Raw genomic sequence first — 12,654 nt, forward strand, 5'->3', positions numbered from 1 at the left:
TCAAAGCTTCCAGCCCGAATGAAGCGCGGCGATGCCGCCGGAATAATTGCGAAATGAGGCGCGCTCGAAGCCCGCGCGCGAGATCATCGCCGCGAAATTCTGCTGATTGGGAAATTTGCGGATCGATTCGACCAGATAGGAATATGGCTCGCCATCGCCGGTCACCGCCTTGCCGATCCGCGGGATGGCGTTGAACGACCATGCTTCATAAACCTTGTCGAGCAGCGGCATCTCGACCTCGGAAAATTCAAGGCAGAGAAAGCGCCCGCCAGGCTTCAGCACGCGATAGGCCTCGGCAAGCGCCACATCGATGCGCGGCACGTTGCGGATGCCGAAAGCGATGGTGTAGGCATCGAAAGTAGCGTCGGCAAAAGGCAGTTCCTCGGCATTGGCTTCGACGAAATCGGTATTTGCCGACAGGCCCTTTTTCTCGGCCCGGTCGCGGCCGACGGCGAGCATCGAGCCATTGATATCGAGAACCGTTGCATGAGCGTGCCTGCCGCTCGCCTCGACGATGCGGAAGGCGACATCGCCGGTGCCGCCGGCAACGTCGAGAACGCTCCAGCCCGGCCGCTTCGGTGGATTGAGCCAGGCGACCATGGCGTCCTTCCACAACCGATGCAGCCCGGCCGATATCAGATCGTTCATCAGGTCGTAGCGGTTCGCCACCTTGTGGAAAACATCATTGACCAGGGACTGTTTGTCGCCTGGTCCTACCCGCTTGAAACCATAGGAGGTTTCCATACCGCCCGCAGCAGTGGTTCTTTCAACCGACATCGTTTTGATCCGCCATAAAATCGGCGGGACCATAGCCGATCGATGGTGCGGGCGCTATTGTTTAAGGCGCGGTGTTCGGCCGCGCTTCGAAGCAGGTTCCGGAAAAGTGTCACACGGTTTTCCGACGGGAACTTGCGTCATAAGAAAAAGCCTGACGGGATAATCGAATGCCTTTGAAAGCAGAACTGCACTGCCACATCGAAGGGGCAGCGGCGCCTGAACTCGTCCTGCGCCAGGCTGAGAAATACGGCAAGGATGCCTCGCCCTACATCCAGGACGGCTCCTTCGTCTGGCACGATTTCACCTCTTTCCTCGCCGCCTACGACTTCTCCTCCGACCTGTTCCGCACCGAAGAAGACTATGCGCGGCTGGCCGATCACTACCTGACCAGCCTTGCCCGCGACGGCGCCATCTATTCCGAGGTTTTCACCTCGCCCGATCATGCCAGTAAGGCCGGGCTGTCGCCAAAGGCCTATACCGGCGCGCTCGGCGAAGGCATGGCCCGCGCCAAGGCGAAGACCGGCATCGAAGGCCGCATGATCGTCACCGGCGTGCGCAATTTCGGCGTCGAATCGATCGAGCGGGCGGCGCGTTTCGCCGCCCGCAGCGGGCATCCGCTGGTCACTGGCTTCGGCGTCGCCGGCGACGAGCGGATAGGCGATCTGGAAGATTATGTCAGGGCCTTCGAGATCGCCCGCGAGGCCGGCCTCGGCATCACCGTCCATGCCGGCGAATTGATGGGCTGGGAGAGCGTCGAGGCGGCACTCGACCACATCCGCCCATCTCGCATCGGCCATGGCGTGCGCGCCATCGAGAACCCCGATCTCGTGCGGCGCATCGCCGACGAAGGCGTCGTGCTCGAATGCTGCCCCGGCTCCAACATCGCCCTGAAAGTCTTCGACAGCTTCGCCGACCATCCCTTTCCTGCATTGCGGGCGGCGGGCTGCAAGGTGACGCTCAACTCCGATGACCCGCCCTATTTCTGGACCTCGCTGAAACGCGAATACGACATCGCCGCCGAGCATTTTGCGATGGACGACAAGGCGCTCACCGCCGTCACCAGGACGGCCATCGAGGCAGCCTTCGTCGACAGGAAGACCAGGGCGGCGCTGCTGGGCAGGCTCGGCGCCAAGGGCAGGTGAGTGGTGAATGGATCGCCCGCGCTTCGGTTCGTCAACCGCGAGTTTTTCCGCGCAACCAAGGACTCGCAAACCAGTTCACTATTCACTATTCACCATTCACTATTCACCTGCGCAGTTGGAGAACACCATGAAGGGCGTCACCGTCGTCGACCATCCGCTTGTCCAGCACAAGCTGACCATCATGCGCAAGAAGGAAACCTCGACGGCCGGCTTCCGGCGGCTGCTACGCGAGATCTCGCTGCTGCTCGGTTACGAGGTCACCCGCAATCTGGAACTGACGACGACGACGATCGAGACGCCGATCGAGACGATGGAGGCGCCGACGCTGGAGGGCAAGAAACTGGTCTTCGCCTCGGTGCTGCGCGCCGGCAACGGCCTGCTCGAAGGGCTGCTCGATCTGGTGCCAGCGGCGCGTGTCGCCCATATCGGCCTCTACCGCGACCATGAAACGCTGGAAGCGGTCGAGTATTTCTTCAAGGCGCCGGGCGACCTCGCCGACCGGCTGGTGATCGTCGTCGACCCGATGCTGGCGACCGCCAATTCGGCGATCGCGGCGATCGACAAGCTGAAAGGCCGCGGCGCCACCAACATCCGCTTCCTCTGCCTGTTGGCGGCACCAGAGGGCCTCGAGCGGTTTACCCAGGCGCATCCCGATGTTCCGGTCTTCACCGCTTCCATCGACCGCCAACTCAACGAGAAGGGCTACATCATGCCGGGTCTCGGCGATGCCGGCGACCGCATGTACGGCACCAAATAGGTCCGTTTACCGACTGTTTACGCAAACGGCTGGTTTCCGCATTCGTTAAAGCGGCAAACACCATATCGGACTAAGGATCGGCAACCACAAAGGCCGGTCCATGCTGCGCAAGCTTCTCATCCTTGGCGTGTTTGCCGGAACGTCGGCATCGCTGCCGATCGTCTATCAGTCGAATCCACAGGTAATCGAGCGGCTGTTGAAATCCGCCATCGGAGCCAAGCCGGCCGACACCCAAACCGACCTGAACCTCGCCGCCGTTCCGGACAGGCCGGCGACGCCGCAGCCGCTCGGCCGCAAGGTCGTCGTCACCGCGGACGCGCGCGGGCATTTCATGTCGGCCTTCAAGTTGAACGGCCGCCAGATCGACGGCATGATCGATACCGGCGCGACGCTCGTCGCCATCAACAGCTCGACCGCACGCAGGATCGGCATCTCGCTCAATTCGGCGGACTTCAGCCATCAGGTCAACACCGCCAACGGTGCGATCAAGGCCGCCGTGGTGACGATCGACCGCCTGCAGATCGGCAGGATCACCGTCGAGGGCGTCGAGGCCGTCGTGCTCGACGACAGGGCGCTGCACACCAACCTGATCGGCATGAGCTTTCTGCAGCGGCTCGAAAAATACCAGGTCGAAGACGGCACGCTGCTGCTGGTTCAGTAGACCGTGATCCCGAAAAAGTGGGGACCGGTTTTCGGAGATAGAGCTCATCCGATACCATCGGAATGGCTCTACCCGCGCGGCAGAATCCGCCGGATGACGGTTTTCTCCGTGGCCGGTTTGGAAGTCCCGATCGTATAGGCCGCGACCACGGCGGCCGCGGCCGCTTCGGCATCCCCGGTATTGCGGGCATGGACCAGCGCCAGCGCTTCGCAGGCCCGCACTTCCGCGCCGACCGGCAACAGCCTGGTGATGCCGACCGCGTGATCGATCTTGTCGTCCGGCCGCGTCCGCCCGCCGCCAAGCCCGACCACCGCAAGCCCGATCTCGCGGGTCGCGATGCCGGTGACAAAGCCGTTGGCGCTCGCTTTGACCGCGAATTCCGTTGCCGCCTTCGGCAGATATTTTTCGGGATTGTCGACAAAGTCGGCCGGACCGCCAAGTGCCGCCACCATGCGCGCGAAGATGGCAGCGGCGCGGCCGCCGGCCAGCGTCTCGGCGGCGCGGCGCAAGCCGTCCTGGTTGGACGACACCAGGCCTGCCGATTGCAGCATCTCGGCGGCCAGCGCCAGCGTCACGTCCTCAAGCCGCCCGTCGCGAAAGCGGCCGGTGAGAAAATCGACGGCGTTGCGCACCTCGACCGCATTGCCGGCGGCGGACGCCAGCGGCTCGTTCATGCCGGTGACCAACGCCGAGGCCTTCAGGCCGGCGCCATTAGCGACCTCGACCAGGCTATTGGCCAGGGTGGTTGCGTCGCGCGATTTCTCCATGAAGGCGCCGTTGCCGACCTTGACGTCAAGCACCAGCGAATTGAGGCCGGCGGCCAGCTTCTTCGACAGGATCGAGGCCGTGATCAGCGGCACCGATTCCACCGTTCCCGTCACATCGCGGATGGCGTAGAGCCTGGCGTCGGCGGGTGCCAGATCAGCGGTCTGGCCGATGATGGCGCAGCCAGTTTCGAGCACGGTCTTGCGGAAGCGCGCAACATCCGGCTGGCTGATATAACCGGGGATCGCATCCATCTTGTCCAGTGTGCCGCCGGTATGGCCCAGACCCCTGCCGGAAATCATCGGCACATAGGCGCCGCAGGCAGCGACGATCGGCGCCAGCATCAAGGAGACATTGTCGCCGACGCCGCCCGTCGAATGCTTGTCGGTGACCGGGCCGGGCAGATCCGACCAGTCGAGCACATCGCCGGAATCGCGCATCGCCATTGTCAGCGCCACCGCCTCGTCGCGGCTCATGCCATTGAAGAATACCGCCATGGCGAAAGCGCCGACCTGCGCGTCGGTGACGGTGCCGGCGGTCAGGCCCTCGATGAAGAACGCTGTCTCCTCAGCCGAGAGCTTCTGGCCATCGCGCTTGCGGCGGATGATTTCCTGGGGAAGCATCAGGCTTCGATCCTGTGCTCCGGAAGCCCGTCCTGAAAAACACGCTGCAGGATGGTCGCCAGCCGCGCGCCGCCGACCGGCGCCATGTCCTTGGTCTCCTGATGCGACAGCTCGGCTCCGGTCATGCCGGCGGCAAGGTTGGTCACGACCGAACAGGCGGCGACGCGCAGCCCGAGGAAGCGGGCGAGAATGACCTCCGGCACCGTCGACATGCCGACCGCGTTGGCGCCCATGACGCGCGCCATGCGGATCTCGGCGGGCGTCTCGAAGCATGGGCCGGAGAACCACATATAGACGCCCTTGTGCAGCGTGGTACCGGTGGCCTTCGCCGCCTGCTCGATGGCGGAGCGGAGACCGGCGTCGTAGGCTTCGGTCAGGCCGACGAAACGGCGGTCGCTCGGTTCGCCGATCAGCGGGTTGGAGCCCGAGAAATTGATGTGGTCGGTGATCAGCATCACCGAGCCCGGACCCATCCCGGGATCGACCGAACCGGCGGCGTTGGTGAGGATCAGCCTGGAGATGCCGAGGCCGGCGAGCACCTCGAGTGCCGGCCGCATCGCGGCCGCGTTGCCGTGCTCGTAATAATGCGCCCGGCCGGACAGCATCAGCACCGGCGTGCCGGCAAAGAGCCCGGCCACCACCTCGCCGGCATGGCCGCTGACGCCGCTTCGGGGAAACCCCGGCAAGTCGGCGTAGGAGATGCGCACCGCATCCTGGACCTGGTCGACAAGCCCGCCAAGCCCTGACCCCAGCACCAAGGCGGTGGTCGGCGCCAGCCCGTCCAGCCTTTCGACCAGGTGATCGAGCGCTTCCTTCATTTCAGCACATCGCCTTCAAACCCGTATGGCAGCAACTCGCCCATGGTCACGGTCTCGACCACACCGCTATCATCGCAAAGATAGAACTTCGTTTCCGGCCGGCAAAATTCGGCCAGCCGCTGCCGGCAGCCGCCGCAGGGCGAGCATTTTGCCACGCGTTCGGCGATCACGGCGATTTCCGTGATTTTGCCGCCGCCGCCCATGATGTAGTTGGCAAGTGCGGTGGTTTCAGCGCACCAGCCCTCCGGATAGGACGCGATCTCGACATTGGCGCCGGTGAAGACACGGCCGTCCTCGGTGCGCAACGCCGCGCCGACCGGAAATTTCGAATAGGGCGCATAGGCCTTGGCCATGGCGGCTTTCGCCGCTTCGAACAGATCATGAGCCATGATAAATCAGCGTTCCTTGACATAAGGCACGCCGCCGGCGCGCGGCGGGATTGCCTTGCCGATGAAGCCTGCAAGCAGGATGACGGTCAGCACATAGGGCAGCGCCTGCATGAATTGCACCGGCACCTTGCCGATCAGCGGCAGCGGCGTGCCTTGCAGGCGGATCGACGCCGCGTCGAGGAAGCCGAACAGCAGGCAGGCGAACATGGCATTGACCGGCTTCCATTTGGCGAAGATCAGCGCGGCCAGCGCGATGTAACCCTTGCCGGCGGTCATGTCCTTCACGAAGCCGCCATTCTGCACCATCGACAGATAGGCGCCGGCAATGCCGGTGAGCACGCCGGTGCAGATCAGCGCCCGGTAGCGCAGCCAGGCGACGGATATGCCGGCGGTATCGACCGCGGCCGGGTTCTCGCCGACGGCGCGCAGGCGCAAGCCGAAGCGGGTGCGAAACAGCACCCACCAGGTGAACGGCACGGCCAGGAAGGCGAGATAGACCAGCACGGAGTGGCCGGAGATGAGTTCCGAATAGATTGGCCCGAGGATCGGCACGCTCCTGAGCGCATCCGCGCCAGGCCAGATGATTGCTTCGAAGCGCTCGCCGGCGGCCAGCGCCGGCGTGCGCCCGCCTTGCTGGAACCAGGCCTGGCCGAGCATGATCGTCGATCCGGCGGCAATGAAATTGATCGCGACACCAGAGACGATCTGGTTGCCGCGATGGGTGATCGAGGCAAAGCCGTGGATCAGCGCGAAGGCAACCGAGATGAGGATGGCCATGCCGAGGCCGAGATAAGCCGAGTGGAAGACCGAGGCGGCGGCCGCACCGGCGAAGGCGCCGACCAGCATCTTGCCCTCGAGCCCAATATCGAAGACGCCGGCGCGCTCCGAATAGAGGCCGGCGAGGCAGGCGAGCAGCAAAGGGACCGACAGGCGGATGGTCGAGTCCAGGACCTGTACGATGGCGTTGAAGAAATCCATCTCAGGCGCCCTTCCCCTTGACCGCTTCCATGCCGACCGATCTCGGGCTGAGCGAGGCGAACAGCGCCTGGACATAGGGCCGGAACATATGCTCGAGCGCGCCGGCGAACAGGATGACCAGGCCCTGGATGATAACGATCATGTCGCGGCTGATCGCCGGCATCTCGAAGGCGAGCTCGGCGCCGCCCTGGTAGAGCATGCCGAACAATATTGCGGCAAGCACGATGCCGACCGGGTGCAGGCGTCCCATCAGTGCCACCGCAATGCCGACGAAACCGGCGCCCGAAACGAATTCGAGCGCGACATTGTGCTGGTCGCCCATCGTCGGGCTGAGCGCCATCATGCCGGCCAGTGCGCCCGAGATCATCATGGCGATGATGATGATACGTATCTCCGAAATGCCGGCATAACGCGCCGCTTTCGGGCTGTGGCCATAGGTGCGCATCTCATAGCCCAGCTTGGTGCGCCAGATCAGGGCCCACACCAGAAAGGCCATGGCCAGCGCCAGCAGCGAGCTGACATTGAATGGCGCCGAACGGATCTTGGCGCCGAACAATTCGATGACCCAGTTGAGCTTCGGCAATTGTGCGCCTTCGAGGAAGGTACGCGTCTGCGGCGCCATCGAGCCGGGCGGCTTCAGCATGCCCACCAGAGCATAGACCATGACACTAGCGGCGATGAAATTGAACATGATGGTGGTGATGACGATGTGCGAGCCGCGCTTGGCCTGCAGATAGGCCGGGATCAGCGCCCACAGCGCGCCCATCGCCGCGGCGGCGACAATGGCAATCGGGAAGGTCAGCCACCAGGGCAGCACGCTGTCGAAGGTCAGGCAAACGATGCCGATGCCGAGACCGGCGATATAGCCCTGGCCCTCGCCACCGATGTTGAACAGGCCGCAATGCGCCGCAACCGCCACCGAAAGCCCGCTGAAGATGAAGGTGGTGGCATAGAAAAGCGTGAACGCGATGCCTTGGCCGCGACCGAATGCACCCTCGACCAGGACGACGGCTGCGCGCAGCGGGTTCTCGCCGACCAATATGACGACGAAGCCGGCAACGACGAAGGCGACGAATAGATTGATCAGCGGGATCAGCACGTAATCGGCCCAGGCCGGCAGCTTGGCATAGGGAGTGCTCACTCGGCGGCCTCCCGATGCTCGACGCCGGCCATCAGCAGACCGAGCTCACCCTCGGTCGCCTCCGGGCCGCGCTCGCCGACGATGCGGCCGGCGAACATGACCAGGATGCGGTCGGAAAGCGAGCGGATCTCGTCGAGCTCGACCGAAACCACCAGCACCGCCTTGCCCTGGTCGCGCATGGCGATGAGGCGCTTGTGGATGAATTCGATGGCGCCGACATCGACGCCGCGCGTCGGCTGACCGACGATCAACACGCCGGGATCTTGTTCCATTTCCCGCGCCAGCACGATCTTCTGCTGGTTGCCGCCGGAGAAATTGGCGGTCTTGAGGCGGCAGTCGGCCGGTCGGATGTCGTATTTGACGATCTTGTCCCTGGCATCGTTACGGATGGCGTCGATGTCGAGGAACGGCCCCTTCAGATAGCGCTCGTCGTCCTGGTAGCCGAGAATCGAATTCTCGTTCTCCTCGAAGGCCAGCACCAGGCCGACATGATGGCGGTCCTCCGGCACATGGGCAAGGCCGCGCTCGCGCAACTCACCGGGATCGGCGGCGCCGGTCAGGTCGATCGGCTTTCCGTCGAGCATAACGGAGCCCGAAACGGCGTGCCTGATGCCGGAAATCGCCTCGAGCAGTTCGGACTGCCCGTTGCCGGCGACGCCGGCAATGCCGACGATCTCGCCGGCATGGACGTCGAAGGAGACGTCGTCGACCATGGTGACGCCGCGGGAATCCTTCACCGTCAGGTTCTTGACCGCGAGCTTGACGCCGCCGGCCTTCGCCTCGCCCTTCTCGACGCGCAGCAGCACGCGCCGGCCGACCATCAGCTCGGCCAGCTCCTCGACCGTGGTCTTCCTGGTTTCGCGCGTCGCCACCATCGTGCCCCGGCGCATCACCGAGACCGTGTCGGTGATCGCCATGATCTCGCGCAGCTTATGGGTGATCAGCACGATCGTCTTGCCCTGCTCCTTCAACTGCCTGAGGATGCGGAACAGATGGTCGGCCTCGGCCGGCGTCAGCACGCCTGTCGGCTCGTCGAGAATCAGGATCTCGGCGCCGCGATAGAGCGCTTTGAGGATTTCGACGCGTTGCTGCAGGCCGACCGGCAACTCCTCGATGATCGCGTCCGGATCGACTTCGAGCCCGTATTCGCGCTCGAGCCGCTCCAGCTCGGAACGCGCCTTGGCGATGCTCTTCTTCAGCAGCGCATCGCTTTCGGCGCCGAGAATGACGTTTTCCAGCACCGAGAAATTGTCGACCAGCATGAAGTGCTGATGCACCATGCCGATGCCGAGCGCGATCGCATCGTTCGGCGTCTTGATCGATGCCGGCTGGCCGCCGACACGGATTTCGCCGGAATCGGCCTGGTAGAAACCATAGAGGATCGACATCAGCGTCGACTTGCCAGCGCCGTTTTCGCCGACGATGCCATGGATGGTGCCGCGCATAATCTCCAGATTGATGTCGCGGTTGGCGCGCACGGCGCCAAAGCTCTTGTCGATGCCGATCAGCTCGATTGCGGCTTGCGCCATGCAGCCTGTTCCCACTGTTATTTTTTTACCGCTTGGTCAAACGCCTAGCATGACGCCCAGTCTGTGCCAATTGGGTCCGTACCGATTGGCCGGAGCAGGGTTCACTCTCGACAAATCCCGCCATGCTTGTCAATTTCCAACGTGGCCGCAGCCTGCACAATCGCCTGATCGAGGATTTCAAATGACCATGCCCGAGGATCGGCTGACGACGCTGGAAATCCGCGCCGCCGAGCAGGAGAAGACGGTCGAGGAACTGTCCGGCCAGATCGCCGAGCAGTGGAAGGTGATCGAGCGCATGCAGCGCAAGCTCGACGCGCTGGCCGAGCGCTTCCTGGCGCTGGAGGAACAGGCCGCACCCGACGTGCCGGTGACCAAGCCGCCGCACTGGTGAGCGGCTGACAATGCAAAACCGCCGGGCTTTCACCCGGCGGCTCGTCAGTCTGCAATGTCGATCAATCAATACGGGCAGGCATTGTCCGACATGTAGTCGTGCACCTTGATGGTGCCGGCAATGATGTCGGCCTTGGCTTTTTCGACCGCCGCTTTCATCGCATCGTCGACAAGCGCCTTGTTGTTGTCGTCCATGGCGTAGTCGACGCCGCCTTCCTTGAGGCCGAGATCGTTGACGCCTGCCGTGAACTTGCCGTTCTTGGCATCCATGAAGGTGTTGTAGACGGCAACGTCGACGCGCTTGACCATGGAGGTCAGCACCTTGCCGGGCTGCAGGCCGTTCTGGTTGGAATCGACGCCGATGCCGAGCTTGCCGGCGTCGGCCGCTGCCTGCAGCACACCGACACCGGTGCCGCCTGCCGCTGCGTAGACCACGTCGGCGCCCTGGTCGATCTGCGTCTTGGCGATCTCGCCGCCCTTGGCCGGATCGTTCCAGGCTGCCGGCGTATCGCCGGTCATGTTCTGGATGACGTCGGTGGCGCCGGCCGCCTTGGCGCCGCCGACATAGCCGCAGCCAAACCTGCGGATCAGCGGAATGTCCATGCCGCCGACGAAGCCGACCTTCTTGGTCTTGGAAGCCATCGCCGCCATCACGCCGACGAGGTACGAGCCTTCCTGCTCCTTATAGACCAGGGAGCGGACATTGGGCTTGTCGACGACCATGTCGATGATGGCGAATTTGGTATCGGGGAACTCGGTGGCGATCTTGTCGAGCGCGTCAGCCCAGGAGAAGCCCGCCATGACGATCGGGTTGCGGCCGTCCTCGGCGAAGCGGCGCAGCGCCTGCTCGCGCTGGGTGGCGTTGCTGACCTCGAATTCCACATAGGGGATGCCGGTCTCGGTCTTGAACTTTTCAGCGCCGTGGAAGGACGCCTCGTTGAACGACTTGTCGAACTTGCCGCCGAGATCGTAGAGGATCGCGGGTTGAATATCCGCGGCGAAGGCCGGAAGAACCATTGCAGCTGCGGCCATGAGGCCAAGTACGATACGTTTCATGTGATCCACACCCCTGTCGGTTATTTGTCCATTATGCACCGCATGCCGGCCCGGTTCTCCGGCAGGCATGCGGCGTCAGGCAGGAGTGTCTTCCTCCCGCTTCGGGTCAATTTGGCACGGCCCGAAACAAAATTCACGTGGAATTTTGACCCTTTGGAAAAGCATGGCGCCGCATCGCGGCGCCACAGCATATTCATTGCGTCAGGGCGTAAGATCAGGCGGAGGCGGCGGCCGGAATGGCGCAGGAGACGCCGGTTCCCTGCAGGCCGCAATAGCCGTAGGGGTTCTTCGCCAGATATTGCTGGTGGTCTTCCTCGGCGAAGTAGAATTCCGGCGCCGGCGCGATCTCGGTGGTGATCTTGCCGCGGCCGGCGCCGCGCAGCGAAGCCTCGTAGGCATCGCGCGAGGCGATCGCAGCCTGGTACTGCGCGTCGCTGAACGTATAGATCGCCGAGCGGTAGGTGGTGCCGACATCATTGCCCTGGCGCATGCCTTGCGTCGGGTCGTGACTTTCCCAGAACAGCTTCAAAAGCTCGGCATAGGACACGATCTTCGGATCGTAGACGACGAGCACGACTTCGGCATGGCCGGTGAGCCCGGTGCAGGTTTCCTGATAGGTCGGATTGGGCGTCACGCCGCCCGCATAGCCGGCCGCCGTGACCCAGACGCCCTCGACCTGCCAGAACAGGCGCTCGGCGCCCCAGAAGCAACCCAGCCCGAACATCGCCGTTTCCATCCCTTCGGGATAAGGACCCTTGAGCGGCCTGTTCGAGACAAAGTGCTTCGACGCCGTCGGGATCGGCCGGTCGCGGCCCGGCAACGCCTCGGAGGGCTTCGGCAGGTTGAGCTTCTTGTTCAGCATGTCGCTGAGAAACATGTGCGGGTTCCTTTTCTTCTTGGTTGAGCTTTTCCCGCGACGCAGGGGCCGGGAAAGCTGGAAATTTCAGGTTGCGGCGAACCGCCCGCTGGGGCGCTGCCGCCTGTAGCCGATGGCATAAAGAATAAACGCCAGCACCGCGAACACGGCGAAGCCGGGCTGGCTGAGCACCCAGGCGATGGCACCGTCCCACAGCAACGGATTGACCTTGTCGCGGACGAAGCTTTCGAAGGCGCTGCGCGTATCCGGCGAGACCGCGAGCCAGCTGGTATTGAGCGGGGTCATCACCAGCGCCGAAGCCGCCACCGAGCGGGTCGCGTCGAGCACGGCCATGATGACCGAAACCGAAAGCGAGACCATTGCAGCGAGACGAAAGACGAAGCGGAACATCCGGACCCTTCCTCCCCAGGAGTTTATCAGAATGTCGTATCGGACTGTTAGATAGGATCTACTTGCTTGGCCTGCAATCGCGACACGCGAAGTTGAACCCGCGACCGCCGGTTCGCCGGAACCGGTGGCCCGCCGGACGGCAAGCACACCTCCACCAATCGTTTCGATGCGCTCCCAATGGGTGCTCCGATAACATGGACTGAGCATCCCTATCCGGCAAAGCGAATAGACTGCCGTTATGTCTTGGCATTCGGCACCGGATCGACTAGATGAGCCCCGCGCCTGTTGCTTTAACGGCTCAGGTGCGGGAAAGGGTATCCGCTGGTTGACGGCGCCCACGGCCGGAATCCGGTCCGGACTC

Annotated in this window: 14 protein-coding genes; 4 read left to right on the plus strand and 10 right to left on the minus strand. The window is 63.5% G+C overall.

Annotated features, from left to right (window positions below; all coding sequences use genetic code 11):
• Entirely contained in the window at positions 1-777 is a 777-nt protein-coding gene (gene ubiE / locus NKJ46_RS14070; protein WP_352665588.1) for a bifunctional demethylmenaquinone methyltransferase/2-methoxy-6-polyprenyl-1,4-benzoquinol methylase UbiE, read from the minus strand.
• A 167-nt stretch (positions 778-944) separates the two neighbouring features.
• On the opposite strand from ubiE, the gene NKJ46_RS14075 reads away from it, so the two are divergent.
• The 3 genes from NKJ46_RS14075 to NKJ46_RS14085 all read left to right on the plus strand — a co-directional run bounded on the left by NKJ46_RS14075 (position 945) and on the right by NKJ46_RS14085 (position 3,337).
• The gene (locus NKJ46_RS14075) at positions 945-1,919 is read left to right on the plus strand and encodes an adenosine deaminase (RefSeq protein ID WP_352665589.1); all 975 of its coding nucleotides are present in this window, start codon (positions 945-947) and stop codon (positions 1,917-1,919) included.
• A 127-nt stretch (positions 1,920-2,046) separates the two neighbouring features.
• Positions 2,047-2,676 carry a uracil phosphoribosyltransferase gene (gene upp / locus NKJ46_RS14080; protein ID WP_023675320.1) on the plus strand — a complete coding sequence of 210 codons (630 nt, stop codon included), beginning with the start codon at positions 2,047-2,049 and terminating at the stop codon, positions 2,674-2,676.
• Positions 2,677-2,776: 100 nt separating this feature from the next.
• Positions 2,777-3,337: a TIGR02281 family clan AA aspartic protease gene (locus NKJ46_RS14085; RefSeq protein WP_352665590.1), complete on the plus strand. Its 561-nt coding sequence runs from the start codon at positions 2,777-2,779 to the stop codon at positions 3,335-3,337.
• Positions 3,338-3,405: 68 nt separating this feature from the next.
• Here the strand turns inward: NKJ46_RS14085 and deoA are convergent, their stop codons facing one another.
• The 6 genes from deoA to NKJ46_RS14115 are packed head-to-tail and all read right to left on the minus strand — an operon-like array spanning position 3,406 to position 9,580.
• Positions 3,406-4,725: a thymidine phosphorylase gene (gene deoA / locus NKJ46_RS14090; protein WP_352665591.1), complete on the minus strand. Its 1,320-nt coding sequence runs from the start codon at positions 4,723-4,725 to the stop codon at positions 3,406-3,408.
• Positions 4,725-5,543 carry a purine-nucleoside phosphorylase gene (locus tag NKJ46_RS14095; RefSeq protein ID WP_352665593.1) on the minus strand — a complete coding sequence of 273 codons (819 nt, stop codon included), beginning with the start codon at positions 5,541-5,543 and terminating at the stop codon, positions 4,725-4,727. Before NKJ46_RS14095 ends, deoA begins: the two co-directional genes overlap by 1 nt.
• Complete coding sequence (gene cdd / locus NKJ46_RS14100) at positions 5,540-5,932, minus strand: cytidine deaminase (RefSeq protein WP_352488680.1); 393 nt, start codon at positions 5,930-5,932, stop codon at positions 5,540-5,542. The genes NKJ46_RS14095 and cdd overlap by 4 nt, the downstream gene beginning before the upstream one ends.
• Positions 5,933-5,938: 6 nt before the next feature.
• A complete protein-coding gene (locus NKJ46_RS14105; protein WP_352516902.1) occupies positions 5,939-6,910 on the minus strand; it encodes an ABC transporter permease in 972 nt (323 codons plus the stop codon).
• A 1-nt stretch (position 6,911) separates the two neighbouring features.
• On the minus strand, positions 6,912-8,051 hold the full coding sequence (locus NKJ46_RS14110) for an ABC transporter permease (protein WP_352665594.1): 1,140 nt from the start codon (positions 8,049-8,051) through the stop codon (positions 6,912-6,914).
• Positions 8,048-9,580 carry an ABC transporter ATP-binding protein gene (locus tag NKJ46_RS14115; RefSeq protein WP_352665595.1) on the minus strand — a complete coding sequence of 511 codons (1,533 nt, stop codon included), beginning with the start codon at positions 9,578-9,580 and terminating at the stop codon, positions 8,048-8,050. The genes NKJ46_RS14110 and NKJ46_RS14115 overlap by 4 nt, the downstream gene beginning before the upstream one ends.
• Before the next feature lie 181 nt (positions 9,581-9,761).
• On the opposite strand from NKJ46_RS14115, the gene NKJ46_RS14120 reads away from it, so the two are divergent.
• Complete coding sequence (locus NKJ46_RS14120; RefSeq protein WP_352665596.1) at positions 9,762-9,971, plus strand: SlyX family protein; 210 nt, start codon at positions 9,762-9,764, stop codon at positions 9,969-9,971.
• Positions 9,972-10,036: 65 nt separating this feature from the next.
• On the opposite strand, the gene NKJ46_RS14125 is transcribed toward NKJ46_RS14120, so the two are convergent.
• The 3 genes from NKJ46_RS14125 to NKJ46_RS14135 all read right to left on the minus strand — a co-directional run bounded on the left by NKJ46_RS14125 (position 10,037) and on the right by NKJ46_RS14135 (position 12,293).
• Positions 10,037-11,026 carry a BMP family lipoprotein gene (locus tag NKJ46_RS14125; RefSeq protein WP_352488676.1) on the minus strand — a complete coding sequence of 330 codons (990 nt, stop codon included), beginning with the start codon at positions 11,024-11,026 and terminating at the stop codon, positions 10,037-10,039.
• Positions 11,027-11,240: 214 nt separating this feature from the next.
• On the minus strand, positions 11,241-11,903 hold the full coding sequence (gene msrA, locus NKJ46_RS14130; RefSeq protein ID WP_352665597.1) for a peptide-methionine (S)-S-oxide reductase MsrA: 663 nt from the start codon (positions 11,901-11,903) through the stop codon (positions 11,241-11,243).
• A 66-nt stretch (positions 11,904-11,969) separates the two neighbouring features.
• On the minus strand, positions 11,970-12,293 hold the full coding sequence (locus NKJ46_RS14135; protein WP_352665598.1) for a hypothetical protein: 324 nt from the start codon (positions 12,291-12,293) through the stop codon (positions 11,970-11,972).
• Between the last annotated feature and the right edge of the window lie 361 nt (positions 12,294-12,654).

Origin of the sequence: Mesorhizobium sp. M0166 (assembly GCF_040322255.1) — a bacterium.
Lineage (GTDB): Bacteria > Pseudomonadota > Alphaproteobacteria > Rhizobiales > Rhizobiaceae > Mesorhizobium.

Bases quoted from the DNA above. Each gene is read 5' to 3' on its own strand.
- NKJ46_RS14115 (WP_352665595.1), bottom strand. From the start codon at position 9,580: ATGGCGCAAGCCGCAATCGAGCTGATCGGCATCGACAAGAGCTTTGGC.
- NKJ46_RS14105 (WP_352516902.1), bottom strand. From the start codon at position 6,910: ATGGATTTCTTCAACGCCATCGTACAGGTCCTGGACTCGACCATCCGC.
- NKJ46_RS14085 (WP_352665590.1), top strand. From the start codon at position 2,777: ATGCTGCGCAAGCTTCTCATCCTTGGCGTGTTTGCCGGAACGTCGGCA.
- NKJ46_RS14135 (WP_352665598.1), bottom strand. From the start codon at position 12,293: ATGTTCCGCTTCGTCTTTCGTCTCGCTGCAATGGTCTCGCTTTCGGTT.
- ubiE (WP_352665588.1), bottom strand. From the start codon at position 777: ATGTCGGTTGAAAGAACCACTGCTGCGGGCGGTATGGAAACCTCCTAT.
- cdd (WP_352488680.1), bottom strand. From the start codon at position 5,932: ATGGCTCATGATCTGTTCGAAGCGGCGAAAGCCGCCATGGCCAAGGCC.
- NKJ46_RS14120 (WP_352665596.1), top strand. From the start codon at position 9,762: ATGACCATGCCCGAGGATCGGCTGACGACGCTGGAAATCCGCGCCGCC.
- NKJ46_RS14125 (WP_352488676.1), bottom strand. From the start codon at position 11,026: ATGAAACGTATCGTACTTGGCCTCATGGCCGCAGCTGCAATGGTTCTT.
- upp (WP_023675320.1), top strand. From the start codon at position 2,047: ATGAAGGGCGTCACCGTCGTCGACCATCCGCTTGTCCAGCACAAGCTG.
- msrA (WP_352665597.1), bottom strand. From the start codon at position 11,903: ATGTTTCTCAGCGACATGCTGAACAAGAAGCTCAACCTGCCGAAGCCC.
- NKJ46_RS14075 (WP_352665589.1), top strand. From the start codon at position 945: ATGCCTTTGAAAGCAGAACTGCACTGCCACATCGAAGGGGCAGCGGCG.
- deoA (WP_352665591.1), bottom strand. From the start codon at position 4,725: ATGCTTCCCCAGGAAATCATCCGCCGCAAGCGCGATGGCCAGAAGCTC.
- NKJ46_RS14095 (WP_352665593.1), bottom strand. From the start codon at position 5,543: ATGAAGGAAGCGCTCGATCACCTGGTCGAAAGGCTGGACGGGCTGGCG.